General features: G+C 39.9%; 15 protein-coding genes, 1 tRNA gene and 1 pseudogene. 12 read left to right on the forward strand and 5 right to left on the reverse strand.

The window, feature by feature from the left end; all coding sequences use genetic code 11:
* Positions 1 to 481 precede the first annotated feature (481 nt).
* Positions 482 to 1195 (reverse strand): 16S rRNA (guanine(527)-N(7))-methyltransferase RsmG, encoded by a 714-nt coding sequence (rsmG, locus tag K1I67_RS06315; protein WP_223339285.1) that lies wholly within the window; start codon positions 1193 to 1195, stop codon positions 482 to 484.
* Between the two features lie 94 nt (positions 1196 to 1289).
* Between rsmG and K1I67_RS06320 the strand changes: the two genes are divergently transcribed.
* Positions 1290 to 1850 (forward strand): LemA family protein, encoded by a 561-nt coding sequence (locus K1I67_RS06320; protein WP_049504224.1) that lies wholly within the window; start codon positions 1290 to 1292, stop codon positions 1848 to 1850.
* A gap of 1 nt (position 1851) precedes the next feature.
* On the forward strand, positions 1852 to 2751 hold the full coding sequence (gene htpX, locus K1I67_RS06325) for a zinc metalloprotease HtpX (RefSeq protein ID WP_223339286.1): 900 nt from the start codon (positions 1852 to 1854) through the stop codon (positions 2749 to 2751).
* A gap of 44 nt (positions 2752 to 2795) precedes the next feature.
* Here the strand turns inward: htpX and K1I67_RS06330 are convergent.
* Together K1I67_RS06330 and K1I67_RS06335 are read right to left on the reverse strand one after the other, a co-directional pair.
* Positions 2796 to 4321: pseudogene (locus K1I67_RS06330) on the reverse strand (ATP-binding cassette domain-containing protein).
* A gap of 275 nt (positions 4322 to 4596) precedes the next feature.
* Positions 4597 to 4926 carry a helicase BlpT gene (locus K1I67_RS06335; RefSeq protein WP_223339287.1) on the reverse strand — a complete coding sequence of 110 codons (330 nt, stop codon included), beginning with the start codon at positions 4924 to 4926 and terminating at the stop codon, positions 4597 to 4599.
* Between the two features lie 667 nt (positions 4927 to 5593).
* Between K1I67_RS06335 and K1I67_RS06340 the strand changes: the two genes are divergently transcribed.
* The 7 genes from K1I67_RS06340 (at position 5594) to K1I67_RS06370 (ending at position 14871) form a co-directional block, all read left to right on the forward strand.
* Positions 5594 to 6136, forward strand: coding sequence for a YceD family protein (locus K1I67_RS06340; protein WP_223339288.1), 543 nt, complete (start codon positions 5594 to 5596; stop codon positions 6134 to 6136).
* Positions 6137 to 6766 carry an endonuclease III gene (gene nth / locus K1I67_RS06345; protein ID WP_223339289.1) on the forward strand — a complete coding sequence of 210 codons (630 nt, stop codon included), beginning with the start codon at positions 6137 to 6139 and terminating at the stop codon, positions 6764 to 6766. It abuts the gene before it with no gap.
* 208 nt (positions 6767 to 6974) lie between these two features.
* Positions 6975 to 7496, forward strand: coding sequence for a bifunctional pyr operon transcriptional regulator/uracil phosphoribosyltransferase PyrR (gene pyrR, locus K1I67_RS06350; RefSeq protein WP_000850019.1), 522 nt, complete (start codon positions 6975 to 6977; stop codon positions 7494 to 7496).
* A gap of 17 nt (positions 7497 to 7513) precedes the next feature.
* A complete protein-coding gene (locus K1I67_RS06355; protein WP_223339290.1) occupies positions 7514 to 8437 on the forward strand; it encodes an aspartate carbamoyltransferase catalytic subunit in 924 nt (307 codons plus the stop codon).
* A 49-nt stretch (positions 8438 to 8486) separates the two neighbouring features.
* Positions 8487 to 9566 (forward strand): carbamoyl phosphate synthase small subunit, encoded by a 1080-nt coding sequence (locus K1I67_RS06360; protein ID WP_223339291.1) that lies wholly within the window; start codon positions 8487 to 8489, stop codon positions 9564 to 9566.
* A gap of 311 nt (positions 9567 to 9877) precedes the next feature.
* Complete coding sequence (carB, locus tag K1I67_RS06365) at positions 9878 to 13054, forward strand: carbamoyl-phosphate synthase large subunit (RefSeq protein ID WP_223339292.1); 3177 nt, start codon at positions 9878 to 9880, stop codon at positions 13052 to 13054.
* Between the two features lie 482 nt (positions 13055 to 13536).
* A complete protein-coding gene (locus K1I67_RS06370; RefSeq protein WP_223339293.1) occupies positions 13537 to 14871 on the forward strand; it encodes an Nramp family divalent metal transporter in 1335 nt (444 codons plus the stop codon).
* 162 nt (positions 14872 to 15033) lie between these two features.
* Here K1I67_RS06370 and K1I67_RS06375 read toward each other — a convergent pair.
* Positions 15034 to 15121: transfer RNA gene (locus K1I67_RS06375), tRNA-Ser, on the reverse strand.
* 161 nt (positions 15122 to 15282) lie between these two features.
* Here K1I67_RS06375 and K1I67_RS06380 point away from each other — a divergent pair.
* From K1I67_RS06380 to K1I67_RS06390, 3 genes are read left to right on the forward strand one after another with little or no spacing between them, the layout of a single operon-like run.
* The gene (locus tag K1I67_RS06380; RefSeq protein ID WP_223339294.1) at positions 15283 to 16023 is read left to right on the forward strand and encodes a DeoR/GlpR family DNA-binding transcription regulator; all 741 of its coding nucleotides are present in this window, start codon (positions 15283 to 15285) and stop codon (positions 16021 to 16023) included.
* Complete coding sequence (gene pfkB / locus K1I67_RS06385) at positions 16020 to 16931, forward strand: 1-phosphofructokinase (RefSeq protein WP_223339295.1); 912 nt, start codon at positions 16020 to 16022, stop codon at positions 16929 to 16931. Before K1I67_RS06380 ends, pfkB begins: the two co-directional genes overlap by 4 nt.
* On the forward strand, positions 16928 to 18886 hold the full coding sequence (locus tag K1I67_RS06390) for a fructose-specific PTS transporter subunit EIIC (RefSeq protein ID WP_223339296.1): 1959 nt from the start codon (positions 16928 to 16930) through the stop codon (positions 18884 to 18886). Before pfkB ends, K1I67_RS06390 begins: the two co-directional genes overlap by 4 nt.
* Positions 18887 to 18987: 101 nt before the next feature.
* On the opposite strand, the gene K1I67_RS06395 is transcribed toward K1I67_RS06390, so the two are convergent.
* Positions 18988 to 21309, reverse strand: coding sequence for a hypothetical protein (locus K1I67_RS06395; RefSeq protein ID WP_223339297.1), 2322 nt, complete (start codon positions 21307 to 21309; stop codon positions 18988 to 18990).
* Positions 21310 to 21470: the final 161 nt, after the last annotated feature.

Below are 21470 nucleotides of genomic sequence, written 5' to 3' on the forward strand. Positions count from 1 at the left end.
TTATTTTATAGCAATAGGCTCCCAGAGTAAGACCTCTCTAAAACAAGCTTTCTTCATCAAGTTTTAAAGAGTTTTATATAGATCTGCGCCTTCGTCACCTCACGGGATGACATTAAAAACCTTTGCTTAGGATAGTATAGCAGAAAAAAATGATTTTGTAAATCATTTTTTCCTGAGTCTTGAAATGGGAAAGCGAGGTATGATTTTGTAAATCATTTTTTCCTGAGCCTTGAAACAAAGATGCGAGGTAGGACTTACTAAGGAATGTGTTTTTGCATCAGGATAGAGGTGACTGATAGACGCAGTGGTTGAGTGGTCCATCTTACGCTATGATTCTAGCTTTGATGGACCTACTCAACTTTGCGGGGGAGGGACGACGAAATCGTCATTTTAAATGGTAATCGATTTCTGTTCCTCTCCCTTTTCCCGAGCTTTAAAATGAGAGAGCGAGGTATGAGTTTGCAGATTCTTTTATATCTTTCTAAAGCGGACGTTTGTTAGGCATGCCAGCCTTACGTGGATATTTGTTTGGAGTTTCCTTTTTCTTCTCAACAATAGTAATGTAGCGAGGGTCTCCGTTAGGAAGTGTGTAACTGAGATTTTCTTCAACCTTACTAAAGAGAAGATTGAGGGCATTTTTAGCTTCAGTTAATTCCTCAGGTGCATTGCTAGCCTTGAGTGCAAGCAATTTTCCACCAACTTTTAAGTAGGGAATAGTCAACTCGGATAAGACCTGCATACGGGCAACAGCACGAGCTGTAACAATATCAAACTGAGCACGGAAGTTCTTATCTTGGGCCAAGTCTTCGGCACGTCCATGATAGAAGTGAACATTTTCTAAACCTAGTTCTTGGGCTAATAGATTCAGAAAGTTGATTCGTTTATTGAGAGAGTCAATAATGGTTACATCTAGATGAGGATAGAGGATCTTCATAGGAAGGCTAGGAAATCCTGCTCCAGCACCGATATCTAAGAGTTTAATAGGCTGGTTTTCAATCAATCCCTGTGTAATAGGAGCGATGGAATCATAGAAGTGTTTGAGATAGACTTCTTCCTTTTCTGTAATAGCAGTCAGGTTGATTTTTTCATTCCATTCAACCAAGAGTTCAAAATAACGCTCAAATTGAACTTTTTGCTGGTCAGAAAGAATAATATTTTGTTCAGCTAGCAAGTTATAAAATGTTTCTGGTTTCATAGTAGTTTCCTTCTTTAGTATCATCTTATTTTACCACAAAAAGATGGAAATTTGATATACTGGTACTAATCTAAAAGCAGAAAGGAATTATATGATGACTTGGATTATTCTTGGAGTTCTTGCTCTTATTGTTATTTTCGTAATTGTTAGTTATAACGGTTTAGTTAAAAATCGTATGCAAACAAAGGAGGCTTGGAGCCAAATTGATGTTCAGTTGAAACGTCGAAATGACCTCTTGCCAAACTTGATTGAGACTGTAAAAGGTTATGCCAAATATGAAGGTTCTACCCTTGAAAAGGTGGCAGAACTTCGCAATCAAGTTGCTGCAGCAACTTCACCAGCTGAAGCTATGAAAGCTAGTGACGCCCTCACTCGTCAAGTTTCAGGTATTTTTGCAGTTGCAGAAAATTATCCAGACCTAAAAGCGAGTGGCAACTTTGCACAATTGCAAGAAGAGCTGACCAATACTGAAAATAAAATTTCTTACTCTCGCCAACTCTACAATAGTGTTGTTAGCAACTATAATGTTAAATTGGAGACTTTCCCAAGTAATCTAATTGCAGGACTTTTTGGTTTTAAAGTGGCTGATTTCCTTCAAACACCTGAAGAAGAAAAGGCAGTACCAAAGGTTGATTTTAGTGGTTTAGGTGACTAGGATGTTGTATGATCAAATCGCGAGTAATAAGCGAAGAACTTGGATTTTACTACTAGTATTCTTTTTACTTTTGGCTTTGGTTGGATATGCAGTTGGTTACCTCTTTATGCGGTCTGGTCTTGGTGGCTTAGTTATCGCTCTGATTATCGGCTTTATCTATGCCTTGTCCATGATTTTTCAATCAACAGAGATAGTCATGAGCATGAATGGTGCGCGTGAGGTGAATGAGCAGACCGCACCAACTCTTTATCATGTTGTTGAAGATATGGCTATGGTGGCGCAAATTCCTATGCCACGTGTCTTTATCATCGATGATGCCAGCTTAAATGCCTTTGCCACAGGCTCAAATCCTCAAAATGCAGCTGTAGCCGCAACTTCAGGACTCTTAGCGGTTATGAATCGTGAAGAGTTAGAAGCGGTTATAGGCCATGAAGTCAGTCACATTCGTAACTATGATATTCGGATTTCTACTATTGCGGTTGCCCTTGCCAGTGTCATTACACTTCTATCAAGTATGGCTGGACGCATGATGTGGTGGGGTGGTGCAGGCCGTGGTCGTAGAAGTGATGACCGTGATAGTGGTGGACTTGAAATTATTATGCTAGTTGTTTCCCTCCTAGCAATTGTTTTGGCTCCCCTAGCAGCAACTTTGGTACAACTAGCCATCTCTCGTCAACGAGAATTTTTAGCAGATGCTTCCAGTGTAGAGTTGACTCGTAATCCTCAAGGGATGATTAATGCTCTACGTAAGTTGGACAATAGTAAACCCATGAGCCATCATGTAGATGATGCTAGCAGTGCACTTTACATCAACGATCCTCAAAAACGAGGTGGGTTACAAAAACTCTTTTATACCCATCCGCCAATCTCAGAACGGATTGAGCGTTTGAAACATATGTAAAAGAATCCAGAGATTTTCCTCTGGATTTTTGAGATTTTCTACATTTATAAATCCTGTAGATCAACGACTTCCAAACCATGTTCTGTCAAACGATAGATATTCGTACAGACTTCTTTTAAGAAACGTCGATCATGCGAAACAGTGATGAGGCCCCCAGGGTAATTGGCAAAGAGTTTTCTGATTTCGGGTTGAGAAGTTGGAGAAAAGTTTCGTGTGGGTTCATCCAGAAGGAGAAAGTTTGGTTTTCGCAGAACTAAATTCAAAAGAAGGAGTTTGCCTTGTTGACCTCCAGATAAAGAGTGAATCTTGTGGTGCATCTCTGGATAACTGAAATTGAGACTGGCTAGGAAGGATTGAATTTTCTGTATTTCCTCTTTATTTCCAGTTTGGCTGAGAAATTCTACTGGGGATAGATCCAATTGCAGTGTTTCTTGGTAATTTTGTGGCATAAATCCAAGTGAAATCTCACTTTTGCCACTTAGTAGTTGCTGCAACTTGGCTAACAGAGTCGATTTGCCAACACCATTTGGTCCGATGATACCGATTTTATCTTGACCCCAAACAGTTAGTTGGAGTTTTTGAGACAAAATTCGTTGGCCAATGGATAAAGTCTCCTTTTCCAGTCGAAGTAAGACTTTAGAAGCTGCTAATGGCTCTATATCTGAAAAGAAAAGTTGGATTTCTTCCTCTTCAAGTGGCTTTTGGGTCATGGACTGAGCTGTTTTTCATAGCGTTTTTCTTGAGAAAGAACATTTTTCATCTTTTTAGCCAGTAGTCGTCCGGCAGTACTATCTTTGGTATTGCGAAGTGCAGTTTCTACCTTTTGCTTGACTCGGCGATGCTTTTCTATGGCTTTATCATAGGATCGTTGGTCGTTGTCAGCTTGCTGGCTCTGTCTGGCAAAGTTAGCCTTCCTTTGGGCACTATAGCGATCATAATCTAAGTGCTCGACTAGGGTTTCAGCTTCCTTTCGATGCTTGACCAGTCGCAAGTGGATAATGGTGTCTGCAGTTTGAGAGAGGAAGTCTTCATCATGAGAAATGAAAATAACGGTCTGCCTGATCTTCTGAATCTGAATTTTTAGCCAATCAACTGTCTCAAGATCTAGGTCATTTGAAGGTTCATCTAAAAATAGAATCTCAAAGGGTTTGGATAATTCATGGATGAGCTGAATTTTCAAAGCTTCGCCACCCGATAGGCTACCAATCTCTTGATCACTAGCAAAACGACTGCTATCAAATTGCAATTCCTCAGCCAAACGATAGAGAATACTGAAGTCCAAATCAGCAGACTCTAAAAAGAAGTAGTCCTGTAGAGATTTTTTCTTCAATTTTTCAGGGAGATGTTGGGGAATGTAGGCCAAGGACTGAAGGTCAGACTGGATTTCTCCACTGATTGAGAAATCAGCTAATCTTTCGCCCATTAAAGTTTTAAGTAAGGTTGATTTTCCATTTCCTTCTTCGCCGATAATAGCGACCTTTTCTCCGTCTTGGATAGTAATATTTAAATCGGAAATAAGGTCTCGTAGGTCTTTATTTTGTGTTATAGTTAGATGATTAATTTTTATCATATCATTGCCCTTTCTAAATTTGGATAATACATAACAAAAGCTCTACTTTACCTAGTAGAGCCAATTGTCTATGTCAAAAAATCCTCTTTTAAAAGGGCTGCAAAAAGCAGCAGAAAAAAGAGCACACAAAAAGAGACAGAAACAAGATCTACTAAATAAAGGTTCTTTATTTGATAGACTTAGTTGTTCATGTCTCCCTTACCTCCGAAAATTATTATGTTTATTTTATACCTTTTGGAACACTTTGTCAAAAGAAATGAGAAATTCAAATCTTTCTAGAAACCAAAAACGGGTCCATAGAGAGTCAAAACGTGTTTGACTTGATCGTAGTGGAATTTGTCATAGTTTCGCCAAGCTGTGCGAGCTTCTTCATTGAGTTTAAGGGTGCCAAGTCCAATCAAGAGACTGGTACTTTGGTAAAATTTCTCCAGATCAATTAAGATAGAGTTATCTAGTTTCTCTGTCTTTTTAAGTTGTTTGAGTAGCTCGTCAATATTTTGCTGCAAGAGTATATCATCAGGCAATCCTTGTTTGCAGGTCTGGTAAGCTTTGTTTAACTCGGAAATGAGTTGATAAGCTTCTAAGATTAGTTCTTTGTCTTCCATATGAGCGTCCTCCTTTGCTCATGTATTGATGTCTATAGTATAGCACCAAAAACAAAAAATGTCATAGTAAATATATCAAAAAATCAATCATATAAAACAAAAAGGATTTAGCTCTATCAATAACAGAACTAAACCCTTAGAAGCAATAGATTTTTAAGGATTTGAATTTTGATAGTCAATCAGCAATCAGTTTTTCTAATTTCCAGATGCTGAATCAAAATGAAATGGTAAGGAGTATTAGGAAAATAAGGAAAGTGGTGCCATCGACCAAACTATTATTCATGCCACACAATCCTTTCGCTAGATAGTGAACTAGGGGGTATAAGATACACTGTATAAGGGTGACTGTTTTCTATTTAATGACGGTTAATCATACTGCAGAGCTGGCTACAGTATACTCCTTTCTACTTTATCTTTCCTGTCTTCATTATTGTCTTTTGAATATCGGAATTCAATTATTGATAGGTAAAAGTAGAGTTAGGAAGTTCATATTCCTACTAGTTCTCTGAATCATTTTTAAATTTTCTATCTCACAATTTTAGTTACTTTGATAGAAAAATACCTACATTTGTAATGATAAACTCTGACTTTTAAATTCAAAGTTTGGAAGGCTTACTTCTAGCATTTTCATGGTATAATCAAGATAGTAAATCTTTATGGAGGAAGTATGAAATTAAATATTCAAGAAATCCGTAAGCAGCCTGAAGGCTTGCACTTTGAGCAGACTTTAGACTTAGCAGCTGACTTGCGTGCCCGTAATCAAGAAATTTTAGATGTAAAAGATATTGTTACGGTAGGGAAAGTTCAGTACGAAGACCGTATGTTTTTCCTAGACTATCAGTTATCTTATACAATTGTCCTAGCCTCTAGTCGTAGCATGGAACCGGTAGAATTGAAAGAGTCTTATCCAGTAACGGAAATCTTTATGGAAGGTGCTACCAATCAACTGGACCAAGAAGTTCTAGATGATGACTTGGTTTTACCGATTGAAAATGGGGAAATCGACCTGGCTGAAAGTGTCTCAGATAATATCTTGCTCAATATTCCTATCAAAGTCCTAACAGCTGAGGAAGAAGCTGGTCAGGGATTTGTTTCTGGAAATGACTGGCAAATCATGTCTGAGGAAGAGTATCAAGCCCAACAGGCAGTAAAGAAAGAAGAAAATAGTCCTTTTGCAGGTTTGCAAGGACTGTTTGACGGAGACGAATAGATGGTTTTATCCAAGAAACGTGCCCGTCATGTCATTGAGGAAATCATTGCTCTTTTTCCAGATGCAAAACCAAGTCTAGATTTTCGTAATCATTTTGAACTTCTGGTTGCTGTTATGCTGTCTGCTCAGACGACAGATGCGGCAGTCAACAAGGCTACCCCTGGCCTTTTTGCAGCTTTTCCAACCCCACAAACCATGGCAGATGCAAGTGAGAGTGAGATTGCCTCGTATATTTCTCGCCTAGGCCTTTATCGCAATAAGGCTAAATTCCTCAAAAAATGTGCCCAGCAACTACTGGATGATTTTGACGGTCAAGTTCCTCAGACAAGGGAAGAATTAGTGAGTTTAGCAGGAGTAGGGCGTAAAACAGCTAATGTAGTCATGAGCGTGGGATTCGGTATTCCGGCCTTTGCAGTAGATACCCACGTTGAACGAATCTGTAAACACCATGATATTGTTAAAAAATCAGCTACGCCCCTTGAAGTCGAAAAACGTGTCATGGATGTTTTGCCACCAGAAGAATGGCTAGCAGCTCATCAAGCCATGATTTACTTTGGTAGGGCCATCTGCCATCCGAAAAATCCAGAATGCGAACACTATCCACAGTTATACGATTTTAGTTCGTTATAAAATTGATTTCATGTGTTTTTTCTTGCATCGATTCCTACTTTGTGATATAGTAGTAGCAATCAAATATTCCTTTAATCCTGTCCTGTGAGGCAGGCAAGGAGCTGGATCAAATAGAAGGTTGGAGTCTCTGCTGTTTTAGTAGGGCTAGCTTAACTATACATTTTCAAGTCTCCTTGTTTAAGGAGACTTTTCTTTTTGGAGGTTTGTCATGAAGACAAAAGAAGTTGTTGACGAATTAACCGTCAAGCGAGCAATTACGCGTATCACTTATGAAATTATCGAACGCAACAAAGATTTGAATAAAATCATCTTAGCGGGAATTAAAACACGTGGTGTCTTTATTGCTCACCGTATCCAAGAGCGTTTGGAACAATTGGAAAATATCTCTGTTCCCGTTGTAGAATTAGATACCAAACCTTTCCGCGACGATGTCAAAAGTGGTGAAGATACTTCCTTGATTTCTGTTGATGTGACGGATCGCGAAGTTATTTTGGTTGATGACGTCCTTTATACGGGTCGTACAATCCGTGCCGCTATCGATAACATTGTCGGACATGGTCGTCCAGCGCGCGTGAGTCTTGCGGTACTTGTTGACCGTGGACATAGAGAATTGCCTATCCGTCCGGATTACGTTGGGAAAAATATTCCAACCAGTCGTTCTGAAGAAATCATCGTTGAGATGACAGAACTTGATGGACAAGATAGAGTTTTGATTACTGAAGAAGCTTAATAGCTAAAGGAGTAGCCATGTCAGAAAATCAACAAGCACTGAAACATGTTGTGTCCATGGAAGATCTCACTGTAGAACAAGTCATAAAATTGATCAAACGCGGGATCGAATTTAAAAATGGAGCAAAAGCGTCTTACGAGGACCAACACATCGTCTCTAATCTCTTCTTTGAGAGTTCGACTCGTACCCACAAATCTTTTGAAGTAGCAGAGATTAAACTGGGACTTCACCTACTGGACTTCGATGTAAAAACAAGTTCAGTCAACAAGGGTGAAACACTCTACGATACAATTTTGACCTTGTCAGCCTTGGGAGTAGATGCCTGTGTCATCCGACATCCAGAGGTGGATTACTACAGAGAGTTGATCGATAGTCCGACGATTACGACTTCAATTATCAATGGTGGGGATGGTTCGGGTCAACACCCAAGCCAGAGTTTGCTTGATTTAATGACGATTTATGAAGAATTTGGACACTTCGAAGGACTCAAGGTAGCAATTGCTGGTGACCTAGATCATTCGCGTGTGGCTAAATCCAATATGCAAATCTTAAAACGCTTAGGAGCAGAACTCTACTTTGCAGGCCCTGAGGAATGGAGAAGTCAAGAGTTTGCAGACTATGGAAAGTTTGTAAATATTGATGAAATTATTGATCAAGTTGATGTCATGATGTTTCTCCGTGTTCAACATGAGCGTCATGAAAGTGGAACAGTCTTTTCAAAAGAGGGCTATCATGCTCAGCATGGTTTGACTCAAGAACGTTATGATCGCTTGAAAGATAAAGCTATTCTGATGCATCCTGCTCCTGTAAACCGCGATGTTGAAATTGCTGATCACTTGGTCGAAGCACCAAAATCACGTATTGTTCAACAAATGACCAATGGTGTCTTTGTCAGAATGGCAATTTTAGAATCTGTATTGACTTATAGAAACGCAAAATAGAACACAAAACGTTAAAAGACGCCAGCGAGCGTCCACGAGAGGTGAATTTATGACTAAACGACTTCTAGTTTTAGAAGATGGAACAATTTTTGAAGGAAAAGCCTTTGGGGCTGATATCGATGTAACTGGTGAAATCGTCTTTAATACAGGGATGACTGGCTACCAAGAATCCATTACAGACCAGTCTTACAATGGGCAAATCCTAACCTTTACTTATCCCTTGGTTGGAAATTATGGGATTAACCGTGATGACTACGAGTCTATCATTCCAACCTGTAAAGGTGTAGTGGTATTTGAAGAAGCTCGTAGAGCTAGTAACTGGCGCAACCAGATGACGCTGGATGAATTTTTGAAGTCTAAGAAAATCCCTGGTATTTCAGGTATTGATACACGCGCTTTGACAAAAATCATTCGCAAACATGGGACTATGAGAGCGACTCTGACACATGTGGGAGATAGTATCGATCACATCACAGATCAGCTTCAAGCAACCGTTCTTCCAATTGATAATATCAAACAGGTTTCAACAAAAACTGCTTACCCAGCTCCAGGAGTAGGTTTAAGTGTGGTACTCGTTGACTTTGGCCTCAAGCATTCAATCTTAAGAGAATTGTCTAAGAGAGATTGTAATGTAACGGTCGTTCCTTATACTACAACGGCAGAGGAAATCCTTCACCTAAACCCAGACGGGGTTATGTTATCAAATGGACCGGGAAATCCAGAAGATGTACCAGAAGCACTCGATATGATTCGTGGTATTCTTGGCAAGATTCCTATCTTTGGTATTTGTATGGGACACCAGCTCTTCGCTATGGCTAATGGTGCCAAGACCTATAAGATGAAATTTGGTCACCGTGGTTTTAACCATGCGGTACGTGAAATCGCAACAGGGCGCGTGGACTTTACTAGTCAAAACCATGGATATGCAGTGAGTCGTGAAGATTTTCCAGAACATTTGATGATTACTCACGAAGAGATTAATGACAAGTCTGTCGAAGGTGTTCGTCACAGATATCAGCCAGGTTTCTCTGTGCAATTCCACCCAGATGCTGCGCCAGGTCCTCATGACGCAAGCTATCTATTTGACGAGTTTATCGAGATGATGGAAGCTTTTAAACAAGCAAACTAAAGACGAGTGCAAAATCGTCGGAGAATTTATAGAATTGAACACGGACGGAAAGCTCGGAATTTAGATAAACCAACAAGGATAGAAATCCTTCCTTGGTTTCCTAAAATTCAGTCGCTTTCTTATCGTCCTATGTATCTTATTTAATGGCAACCTGAGAGTTGCCAAATAGAAAGGAGAAGGGTGATCCGTATTTGTTGAACTGAATACGGGCTACGGACGGTGCTAAAAAGATAGTTATTCCTAGAACTGACAGTTCTTCGTCATAACTCCTATTTTAGCTTTGTCCGCTTGACGCCCTTAATATCTTATAAATGCCTAAACGTACTGATATTCAAAAAATTATGGTGATTGGTTCTGGTCCGATTATTATTGGTCAGGCTGCTGAGTTTGACTACGCTGGAACCCAGGCCTGCTTGTCTTTGAAAGAGGAAGGTTATGAGGTTGTCTTGGTAAACTCAAACCCTGCAACCATCATGACGGATAAAGAGATTGCAGATAAGGTCTACATCGAACCGATTACACTTGAGTTTGTAACTCGTATTCTCCGAAAGGAACGTCCAGATGCCTTGCTTCCAACCCTTGGAGGTCAAACAGGACTTAACATGGCCATGGAATTGTCTAAAAATGGTATCTTAGATGAGCTTGGAGTGGAGCTTCTGGGAACTAAATTATCTGCCATCGATCAAGCTGAGGACCGCGATCTCTTTAAACAATTGATGGAAGAACTCAAACAACCAATTCCAGAATCAGAAATTGTCAACACAGTAGAAGAAGCAGTTGCCTTTGCAGCCACTATTGGCTATCCAGTTATCGTCCGCCCAGCCTTTACTCTAGGTGGTACTGGTGGTGGTATGTGTGCCAATGAGGAAGAATTGCGTGAAATTGCTGAAAATGGTTTGAAGTTGTCACCTGTTACCCAGTGTTTGATTGAACGTTCCATTGCTGGTTTTAAGGAAATCGAGTATGAGGTCATGCGTGACTCGGCTGACAATGCCCTTGTTGTATGTAACATGGAAAACTTTGACCCTGTCGGGATTCACACAGGGGACTCTATCGTATTTGCCCCTGCGCAAACCATGTCCGACTATGAAAACCAAATGCTTCGTGATGCTAGCTTAAGCATTATCCGCGCTCTCAAGATTGAAGGCGGATGTAACGTTCAGCTTGCGCTTGATCCACACAGCTTTAAGTACTATGTCATCGAAGTAAATCCTCGTGTATCTCGTTCTTCAGCTCTTGCCTCTAAGGCAACAGGTTATCCAATTGCTAAATTGGCTGCTAAGATTGCGGTAGGGTTGACCTTGGATGAAGTTATTAACCCAGTTACAGGTTCAACCTATGCTATGTTTGAACCAGCCCTTGACTATGTGGTGGCTAAGATTCCACGTTTCCCATTTGACAAGTTTGAAAAAGGGGAACGTCGTCTTGGTACCCAGATGAAGGCAACTGGAGAAGTTATGGCCATCGGTCGTAACATTGAAGAGTCACTTCTTAAAGCTTGTCGATCACTTGAAATCGGGGTGCACCACAATGAAATGCCTGAACTTGCAAATGTTACAGACGATGCCTTGATTGAAAAAGTTGTTAAGGCTCAAGATGACCGTCTCTTCTACGTATCAGAAGCCATTCGCCGTGGTTATACACCAGAGGAAATTGCTGAGCTTACAAAAATTGATATTTTCTATCTGGATAAACTCTTGCATATCTTTGAAATTGAGCAAGAATTGGGGTCACATCCACAAGATCTTGAGGTCCTAAAAACAGCAAAATTGAATGGTTTCTCAGATCGTAAAATTGCTGAGCTTTGGAACACTACAGCTGATCAAGTTCGCCAACTTCGTTTAGAAAACAAGATTGTCCCAGTTTACAAGATGGTCGATACTTGTGCTGCAGAATTTGAATCAGAAACTCCATACTTCTACTCAACATATGGTTGGGAAAATGAATCTATCAAGTCTGATAAGGAATCCGTTCTAGTTTTAGGTTCAGGTCCAATCCGTATCGGTCAAGGGGTTGAGTTTGACTACGCAACCGTTCACTCTGTTAAGGCTATCCAAGCTGCTGGATACGAAGCCATCATTATGAATTCAAACCCAGAGACAGTTTCAACCGACTTCTCTGTATCAGATAAACTATACTTTGAGCCATTGACTTTCGAAGATGTAATGAATGTCATTGATTTGGAGCAGCCGAAGGGTGTTATTGTTCAGTTCGGTGGTCAAACAGCTATCAACCTTGCAGAGCCATTGGCAAAAGCAGGGGTGACTATCCTTGGTACTCAAGTTTCTGATTTGGACCGTGCGGAAGACCGAGACCTCTTTGAACAAGCCCTCAAAGACTTGGATATTCCACAACCGCCTGGACAGACTGCAACCAATGAAGAAGAAGCAGTGCTTGCAGCTCGTAAGATTGGTTTCCCAGTTCTAGTTCGCCCTTCATATGTCTTGGGTGGACGTGCCATGGAAATCGTTGAGAATGAAGATGATCTTCGTTCTTACATGCGTACTGCGGTTAAGGCAAGTCCAGACCATCCTGTTCTTGTTGACTCTTATATTGTCGGTCAAGAGTGTGAAGTCGATGCTATTTCAGACGGAAAAAATGTTCTTATTCCAGGTATCATGGAACATATCGAACGTGCTGGGGTCCACTCAGGTGACTCCATGGCTGTTTATCCTCCACAAACCTTGTCTCAAAAGGTTCAGGAAACTATCGCAGACTACACCAAACGTCTTGCGATCGGCCTCAACTGCCTTGGTATGATGAACATTCAGTTTGTCATCAAGGATGAAAAAGTTTACGTTATTGAAGTCAATCCACGTGCCAGCCGTACAGTTCCATTCCTTTCAAAAGTAACCAATATCCCTATGGCGCAAGTAGCGACTAAGTTGATTCTCGGTAAGAGTCTTGAAGAGCTTGGTTACCAAGATGGACTTTATCCTGAAAGCACACGCGTTCATATCAAGGCACCAGTCTTCTCCTTTACCAAGCTAGCTAAGGTAGACAGCCTTCTTGGACCTGAAATGAAGTCAACAGGGGAAGTCATGGGTTCTGATACTACTCTTGAAAAAGCTCTCTACAAGGCCTTTGAAGCTTCTTATCTACACTTACCAACCTTTGGTAATGTTGTCTTTACTATCGCAGACGATGCAAAAGAAGAAGCTTTGGATTTAGCTCGTCGTTTCCAAAATATTGGCTACGGAATCCTGGCAACTGAAGGAACAGCAGCTTTCTTTGCAAGTCATGGCTTGAAGGCTCAACCTGTAGGTAAGATTGGTGATGATGAACACGATATTCCAAGCTATGTCCGCAAAGGAAAAATTCAAGCTATCATTAACACAGTTGGTACCAAGCGAACTGCAGATGAAGACGGTGAACAAATCCGTCGTTCAGCTATCGAACATGGTGTGCCACTCTTTACAGCACTCGATACAGCAGATGCTATGCTTAAGGTACTTGAAAGCCGTAGCTTCGTTACAGAGGCAATTTAGTTTCTTAGTAAATGAACTAAAAAGCTTTTTATCCAGCGTCAAAAGACGCTGGTTTTTGCTTTTTTATAGATTGATAGAAAGATCGAGTGACGAAAAAAGTTACAGATCATCATTAAATGTAAAAGTTTGAAAAAAAGAGTGGAACAGAAATCCTAGCCTCTTAATTGTCTTTGGATTGTCGAGCAAGGCGCAGTGGTTGAGTGGGCTCTACTACGCTGATTTCATCAGCTTTTACAGCCCTACTCAACTGTGCGGAGGTGGGACGACGAAATCGAATTCTAACGAATTACCGATTTCTGTTCCACTCTCTTATTCTGTCTTTCCCTAAAAATTTGTTGAATTTTTATGATATAATAGGGGCAAATTGAGAAAATGAGTAAGTATTTTCATAAGTCCTTTCAAAAAGTGATGTAAAGATGTAAGCTCTGCTTTTTAAGACTATAATAGTAGGAAAAGACAAGATTAGAAAGAGGTAAGTATCTATGTCTTCTCATAAAAAAGTGTCACTCTCTGAGATTAATCAGTCGATTGATACTCCAAATAATAATCATTTCTGGCAAAATTTAAAGGCCTTCTTGGGGCCAGGTGCCCTTGTAGCGGTAGGTTACATGGATCCAGGGAACTGGATCACCAGTGTTGTTGGAGGGGCTTCCTATAAGTACAGTCTCTTATTTGTTATCCTGATTTCATCGCTTATTGCCATACAACTTCAACAAATGGCAGGAAAACTAGGGATTGTAACCCAGATGGACTTGGCACAAGCAACGGCTCATCACTCATCAAGGTGGCTTCGGTATAGCCTATGGGTTATTTTGGAATTGGCCTTGATGGCGACAGACTTGGCAGAAGTACTAGGCTCTGCAATTGATCTAAATCTTCTCTTTAAGATTCCGATTATGATAGCAATCCTATTGACCGTTTTGGATGTCTTTCTCTTATTGCTCTTGATGAAGTTTGGCTTTAAGAAGATAGAAGCTATCGTGACAACTCTGATTTTAACGATTTTAGCAATCTTTACCTATCTAGTAGCCCTGTCAAATCCAAGTTTCCAAGGGATCGCTGAAGGTTATTTACCAAATGCTACCTTGTTTGAGAGTCCGATACCAGGACATGAAAGTCAATTAACCTTGGCTCTTGGGATTGTAGGTGCTACCGTTATGCCCCACAACCTCTATTTGCATTCTTCCTTGTCTCAGACTCGAAAAATCAATCACAAGGACAAGAATGATGTTCGAAAAGCGGTGCGCTTTATGACCTGGGACTCGAATCTTCAACTGTCCTTGGCCTTTATCGTTAACTCCCTTCTTTTGATCTTAGGGGCGGCCCTCTTCTTCGGACATGCCTCTGAAATCTCTGCTTTTTCTCAAATGTATAATGCCTTGCAGGATTCTACTATTGCGGGAGCCATAGCTAGCTCAACCCTATCGACTTTGTTTGCCTTGGCCCTATTAGCCAGTGGTCAAAATTCGACGATCACAGGTACCTTGACAGGACAAATTGTTATGGAAGGTTTCTTGCATATGCGATTGCCTCAGTGGTTCATTCGTTTGGCGACTCGTCTCTTTGCCTTACTGCCTGTCATGATTGTAGCCGTTCTCTTTGGTCATCAGGAAAAAACCTTGGACCAGTTACTGGTTTATTCACAGGTTTTTCTTTCGATTGCCTTACCATTCTCGATTTTCCCTCTGATTTATCTAACCTCAAAAAAATCACTGATGGGAGAATTTACCAATGCCAAGTGGAATACTATCCTTGGTTATATCGTTTCCATTATCTTGACTATCCTCAATGTGAAATTGCTATTTGATATTTTTTAAAAGCATCTGAGATGAAGTAGAAGAAATATCATTTTGATGATTAAAATTGCAGAAAAAAATCACCCGAGAGTTGAATCTTGGGTGATTTTTTAGAATTCTCATCTTAGACGAAAAACAATTATAAAAAGCTGCATGATGATGCAGCCACACTATATATAGCTACGGAAGACATGGGATTCGAACCCACGCACGCTTTAACACGCCTACCGCGTTTCCAACACGGCCTCTTAAGCCTCTTGAGTAATCTTCCAATACTTACTAACCTAGTCTACCATAAAGCCTTCTTTCTTGCAAATTTATTTAAAGTTGAGGAGTCAGTGATAGAAATTGAAAGAAAGTGACAAAAAATGCTTGACTTTGATTTTTTTTATGATAGAATGAATAATGTAATCGTTAACAGGAGGTAAACTAATGCTAAAAAGTGAACGAAAACAGTTGATTTTAGAAGAATTGAGTAAGCATAAAATCGTCTCTCTAGAGAAATTGGTAGGCTTGTTAGATACTTCAGAATCAACAGTTAGACGTGATTTAGATGAATTGGAGTCTGAAAATAAACTTCGTCGAGTGCATGGAGGAGCAGAGTTGCCTCACTCCTTGCAAGAAGAAGAAACCATTCAAGAAAAATCTGTCAAAAACCTTCAAGAGAAAAAGTTGATTGCTCAAAAAGCATCTTCCCTCATCAAAGAAAAAGATGTTATCTTTGTGGATGCAGGGAGTACGACAGCCTTTCTCATTAAAGAATTGGAGCGAAAAGACATTACAGTGGTAACCAATTCCATTCACCATGCGGTTCAATTAGTGGATAAGCAAATCCCAACAGTCATTATCGGTGGTGGAGTCAAGATGACAACTGATGCCAGTATCGGAGGAGTAGCTCTCAATCAGATTAACCAACTGCACTTTGATCGTGCCTTTATTGGAATGAATGGTGTAGATGAAGGTTACTTTACAACTCCAGATATGGAGGAGGGCGCTGTCAAGCGTGCTATCTTAGAAAATGCTAAACAAACCTATGTCTTGGCAGATTCATCCAAGATTGGTCAGTCTTGTTTTGCTAAGGTAGCTCCTATAAAACGTGCTATTGTCATTACATGCAAGGGTCATGATCTCTTGCCAGCTATCAAAGAGAAAACGGAGGTAATAGAAGTATGATTTATACAGTCACACTCAATCCATCTATAGACTACATTGTCCGTTTGGACAAAGTGGAAGTTGGTAGTGTTAATCGTATGGATAGTGATGATAAGTTTGCTGGTGGTAAAGGTATCAATGTTAGCCGTGTCTTGAAGCGTTTGGATATTCCAAATACAGCGACAGGTTTCATCGGAGGCTTTACTGGAAAATTTATCACAGATACTTTAGCTGAAGAACAAATTGAAACGCAATTTGTCCAAGTGGCAGAAGATACGCGTATCAATGTCAAGATCAAAGCAGACCAAGAAACTGAAATCAATGGGACAGGTCCTAATGTTGAGCCCGAACAACTTGAAGAGTTAAAAGACATTCTTTCAAATCTTACAGCAGAAGATACAGTTGTATTTGCAGGTTCGAGTGCTAAAAACTTGGGTAATGTCATCTATAAGGATTTGATTGCCTTGACCCGTCAGACAGGCGCACAAGTAGTCTGTGACTTTGAAGGTCAAACCTTGATTGATAGTTTGGATTATCAACCACTTTTGGTCAAACCAAATAATCATGAACTGGGAGCTATCTTTGGAGTCAAGCTTGAAAGCCTTGATGAAATAGAGAAATACGCTCGAGAATTGCTGGCTAAAGGTGCTCAAAACGTTATCATCTCTATGGCTGGTGATGGTGCCCTTCTGGTAACATCAGATGGAGCATACTTTGCTAAACCGATTAAAGGAACCGTGAAAAACTCAGTTGGTGCTGGTGACTCTATGGTTGCTGGATTTACGGGTGAGTTTGTCAAATCAAAAGACGCAGTAGAAGCCTTCAAGTGGGGAGTGGCATGCGGAACAGCAACCACCTTCTCAGATGATTTAGCAACTGCAACATTTATTAAAGAAACTTATGAAAAAGTTGAGGTAGAAAAAAGATGAAAATTCAAGATTTATTGAGAAAAGATGTCATGTTGCTTGATTTGCAAGCAACTGAAAAAACAGCAGCTATCGAAGAAATGATTCATAGCTTGGTGGAGCATGGATACGTGACAGATTTTGAAACCTTTAAAGAAGGAATCTTAGCACGTGAAGCTTTGACTTCTACAGGCTTGGGCGACGGTATCGCTATGCCACATAGCAAAAATGCTGCTGTAAAGGAAGCTACTGTTCTCTTTGCTAAGTCGAACAAGGGTGTTGACTACGAAAGTTTAGACGGACAAGCAACCGACCTCTTCTTTATGATTGCTGCTCCAGAAGGTGCCAATGATACTCACTTGGCTGCCTTGGCAGAATTGTCACAATATTTGATGAAAGACGGATTTGCTGATAAACTTCGTCAAGTAACATCAGCTGATCAAGTCATTGAACTCTTTGACCAAGCTTCAGAAAAAGCTCAAGAACCAGTTCAAGCTCCTGCAAATGAATCTGGCGACTTTATCGTAGCAGTTACAGCTTGTACAACAGGAATTGCCCACACATACATGGCCCAAGAAGCTCTTCAAAAAGTGGCTGCGGAAATGGGTGTTGGTATCAAGGTTGAAACCAACGGTGCAAGTGGTGTAGGCAACAAATTAACAGCAGAAGATATCCGCAATGCCAAAGCTGTTATCATCGCTGCAGATAAAGCAGTTGAGATGGATCGTTTTGATGGTAAACCATTGGTGAACCGTCCAGTTGCAGATGGTATTCGTAAGACAGAAGAGTTGATCAACTTGGCTCTTTCTGGTAATGCTGAAGTATATCGTGCTGCTAATGGAGCGCAAGCTTCAACAGCATCTAATGAAAAACAAAGTCTAGGTGGTGCCTTCTACAAACACTTGATGAGTGGTGTATCACAAATGTTGCCATTCGTTATCGGTGGAGGTATCATGATTGCCCTTGCCTTCTTGATTGATGGTGCTTTGGGGGTTCCAAATGAGAGTCTTGGAAATCTTGGTTCTTACCATGAACTCGCTTCTATGTTCATGAAAATCGGAGGTTCTGCCTTTGGTTTGATGTTGCCAGTATTTGCAGGATATGTTGCTTACTCAATCGCTGAAAAACCAGGTTTGGTAGCCGGTTTCGTAGCTGGTGCTATCGCTAAAGAAGGTTATGCCTTTGGTAAAATCCCTTACGCTCAGGGTGGTGAAGCAACTTCAGCCCTTGCAGGGGTATCATCAGGTTTCCTTGGAGCCCTCGTAGGTGGATTTATCGCAGGTGCCTTGGTGCTTTTGGTTAAGAAATACGTGAAGGTTCCTCGCTCACTTGAAGGTGCTAAATCAATCCTTCTCTTGCCACTTTTTGGAACAATCTTGACAGGTTTTGTCATGCTAGCTGTTAATATCCCAATGGCCGCAATCAATACTGGTATGAATAACTTCCTTGGTGGTCTTGAAGGTGGATCAGCTGTCCTTCTTGGAGTCGTTCTTGGAGGAATGATGGCTGTCGATATGGGTGGCCCTGTCAATAAAGCAGCCTACGTCTTCGGTACTGGTACTCTTGCAGCAACAGTTGCAACAGGTGGTTCAGTAGCTATGGCAGCAGTTATGGCTGGAGGAATGGTTCCACCACTTGCAATCTTTGTGGCAACACTTCTCTTTAAGAATAAATTTACCAAAGAAGAACGTAACTCTGGTTTGACGAACATCGTTATGGGCTTGTCATTCATCACTGAAGGTGCGATTCCATTTGGTGCAGCAGACCCAGCTCGTGCAATCCCAAGCTTCATCCTTGGTTCAGCGGTAGCAGGTGGACTCGTTGGTCTTGCAAATATCAAACTCATGGCTCCTCACGGAGGAATCTTCGTTATCGCCCTTACTTCAAACGCTCTTCTTTACCTTGTCTTTGTCTTGGTAGGAGCACTTGTCAGTGGTGTAGTTTACGGTTACCTTCGTAAACCACAAGCAGTGAAATAAGTCAAATATATTTAGGGAACTATATATCTGTTTACAACAACAAGATGTAGTACTTCAATAATATCGAAAAAGACGATTTCCGTTTGGAAATCGTCTTCTCATTATTTCAATAGTTCATATTCAAATAATTTACTTTCAAGCTCATTTTCGTAGTAATCTGCTAGCCTTGTTTTAAGCTCTTTTAGTTTGGTGTTAACTTTTTCATTGTTGAATATCTTTTTATCATTACTATCTTTGTATGATGTGTTTATCTCTAATTCAATTTGATAAGTGCCATAATTGTATTCCGGATTGTATTCTTGAGTATCTTTGACTAGTTCAAGTAATTCATCGAAGACACCTAACAACATTAAGTCCGCTCTATCAAGCTTCCCATACTTTTCTTGTTCGACCAATTCTTTACGGACTATAGAGTTCTCATCTAAGCACATCTCGTTATTGTAAAATTTCCCATCAGAACCATGGAAGCTTAAACAATGATTCTTTTGAGATATGCAAGTCCATAACGTAGATTTTCTAAGAAAATCTATATCCTTTTTATACAAATCTCCTTTGTCGGCAGTTGTATAGTAAATATCTCTTTCATACCAGTTTTTTTGAGGATACTGCTTGGCAACAAACAAAACTGTCTGCTCTGCATAATTAGTTGTTCTAACTTGACTACCTCGTCCATGATATATAGCAATTCTAGTCATTCGTATGTCCTGCGGAGTAATACCAAAACCACTGGCTTCTATAACCGCTAAAATATTATCATTATAAACAGGTTTCCCATAGCTTTTCAGTGGCACTTCTCTACCATCGTAGCCAGTAGCAATTTTAGACAATACATCTGTTTTTACCTTTTTAGAATAAAATTCTCCTAGCGTTTTGTATACTTTTCTTATAGTGACATGCTTCACATCTTTAAGAATAGCATCCTCAGGTACATCAATGACTGCAGCCCCTTTCCCAGTTCCCCACTTTTTGTCATCTTTCCAAATCTCTTTAGCTGGAACAGTTAAACTTTCTGTTATGGTATCAACTTCATTCTTCCATTGTGCGACTAAAACAGAACTTTCTTGTGCTTTAAAATTCCCTCTATTTGCTAAAAAACCATCAACGAAAATTTTTTTCATCAATCCTACAGACTTCCAATACTTTACTGGTGCAAATAGGATGTAATAATCATGTTCATTTCTCATAAAATACTTCTCAAACGACCAAACAAATTGATTGAGTAAATCTTTTGCATGACTACTATCCCCAGTAAATTCATCGGACATCAATTTTCTTATATAGCTGTATTTATCTTTAGATTTAACATTTCCTTCTTGAGCACGGGCTAACTCGTTAGAATAAGGGGGATTTTCGAAACCAATAATCGCAACATTTTTGTCATCTATGACTTCTTGTAATGTATTATGTTTTCCATCTGTTTCCATTGGAATTGATAAAAACTCTTCTGATAAAGCATCTCCACCTGTTACTAAGTTTCCTTTGTTTGCTTGTACCAATGAAAGTGGTGGTATGATAGCCCGTACCTTCCCAATATATTTGTTATACAAAACAAGCCATTCTTTTATTTCATAAGTATTCAAGATGACATGGCTTAACTCTTCTTCAGTTAAATAATGCTCTAATGCTCCTGTACCAGCACATCTATCCAAAATAACATAGTCCATACCTTTAGGAAGACTGCTAATAGCTTGATGAACAAGTTTAGTTGCTTCTTTAACATAGGGTAGTGGTGTATAAAACGCTCCTAAATCTTTTCTATTTGCAGGGTCATTTAATGCGTCCATTACGGTGTCAAAATCGCTTTCGTCTCCACACCAAGGTAAGATATAGTTTTCGACTATTGAATTAGATGGTTGTTTGAGCATCTCAAACATTTGAGATTTAGTTGTTGTTTTATCGTGACGGTATATGTAGTTCGCCCACCCTAAAATGTTTGGAAAATCAATTTCAAATTTTTGATACTCGTCTATTTGGAATAATTCAAGCAATTCATGATTTTTAGGGCTTTTTGGTTGAAGAACATCAAATTCAATTACTTTTTCAGGGTTAGTAGCATCTTTTAAAGTCTTCTGATTTACATTTTTTGATGCACTATTCGTATAATTTTGTAAAATTTCTAAACGATATTTAGTTGCATCATAAACACTTGCACGATTTTTATTTATATCAACTAAAACGATTTTGCTTGGTATAGGAATACCACCTTTAATCCTTAATTTAGACAGATAGTGGATAGCTTGAGTAAGCACAGTATTAAGATCAGCAATGCTATTTTTAAATTCAAACAGAGCTCCGTTAACGATACCATCAGTATTTTCGATTAAAATATCCTTTTCGTCAAAACCGAAACTTCTCCAGAAAAATAAATTGTCAGCTCTTTCATTTCCAGATTGCCAACTTCTATCAATAGCTAGAGGCGTCATTTTACACCTCCAACAATCAACCCATATAGTTGAGGAACAGCAGAAAAGACTTCTCCACAAAAACGTGAAAAAGCCTGTTTTAGTGCTTGACAAAAAACACGTCCGATTACATAATCAGCGTGAGCTGTGAGCTGTGAGCTGTGAGCTGTGAGCTGTGAGCT

Origin of the sequence: Streptococcus infantis (genome assembly GCF_019929575.1) — a bacterium.
Classification (GTDB): domain Bacteria; phylum Bacillota; class Bacilli; order Lactobacillales; family Streptococcaceae; genus Streptococcus; species Streptococcus infantis_L.

What these genes read in the sequence shown, in the direction of transcription:
- rsmG (WP_223339285.1), bottom strand. Translation starts at nt 1,195, where the DNA reads ATGAAACCAGAAACATTTTATAACTTGCTAGCTGAACAAAATATTATT.
- K1I67_RS06320 (WP_049504224.1), top strand. Translation starts at nt 1,290, where the DNA reads ATGACTTGGATTATTCTTGGAGTTCTTGCTCTTATTGTTATTTTCGTA.
- htpX (WP_223339286.1), top strand. Translation starts at nt 1,852, where the DNA reads ATGTTGTATGATCAAATCGCGAGTAATAAGCGAAGAACTTGGATTTTA.
- K1I67_RS06335 (WP_223339287.1), bottom strand. Translation starts at nt 4,926, where the DNA reads ATGGAAGACAAAGAACTAATCTTAGAAGCTTATCAACTCATTTCCGAG.
- K1I67_RS06340 (WP_223339288.1), top strand. Translation starts at nt 5,594, where the DNA reads ATGAAATTAAATATTCAAGAAATCCGTAAGCAGCCTGAAGGCTTGCAC.
- nth (WP_223339289.1), top strand. Translation starts at nt 6,137, where the DNA reads ATGGTTTTATCCAAGAAACGTGCCCGTCATGTCATTGAGGAAATCATT.
- pyrR (WP_000850019.1), top strand. Translation starts at nt 6,975, where the DNA reads ATGAAGACAAAAGAAGTTGTTGACGAATTAACCGTCAAGCGAGCAATT.
- K1I67_RS06355 (WP_223339290.1), top strand. Translation starts at nt 7,514, where the DNA reads ATGTCAGAAAATCAACAAGCACTGAAACATGTTGTGTCCATGGAAGAT.
- K1I67_RS06360 (WP_223339291.1), top strand. Translation starts at nt 8,487, where the DNA reads ATGACTAAACGACTTCTAGTTTTAGAAGATGGAACAATTTTTGAAGGA.
- carB (WP_223339292.1), top strand. Translation starts at nt 9,878, where the DNA reads ATGCCTAAACGTACTGATATTCAAAAAATTATGGTGATTGGTTCTGGT.
- K1I67_RS06370 (WP_223339293.1), top strand. Translation starts at nt 13,537, where the DNA reads ATGTCTTCTCATAAAAAAGTGTCACTCTCTGAGATTAATCAGTCGATT.
- K1I67_RS06380 (WP_223339294.1), top strand. Translation starts at nt 15,283, where the DNA reads ATGCTAAAAAGTGAACGAAAACAGTTGATTTTAGAAGAATTGAGTAAG.
- pfkB (WP_223339295.1), top strand. Translation starts at nt 16,020, where the DNA reads ATGATTTATACAGTCACACTCAATCCATCTATAGACTACATTGTCCGT.
- K1I67_RS06390 (WP_223339296.1), top strand. Translation starts at nt 16,928, where the DNA reads ATGAAAATTCAAGATTTATTGAGAAAAGATGTCATGTTGCTTGATTTG.
- K1I67_RS06395 (WP_223339297.1), bottom strand. Translation starts at nt 21,309, where the DNA reads ATGACGCCTCTAGCTATTGATAGAAGTTGGCAATCTGGAAATGAAAGA.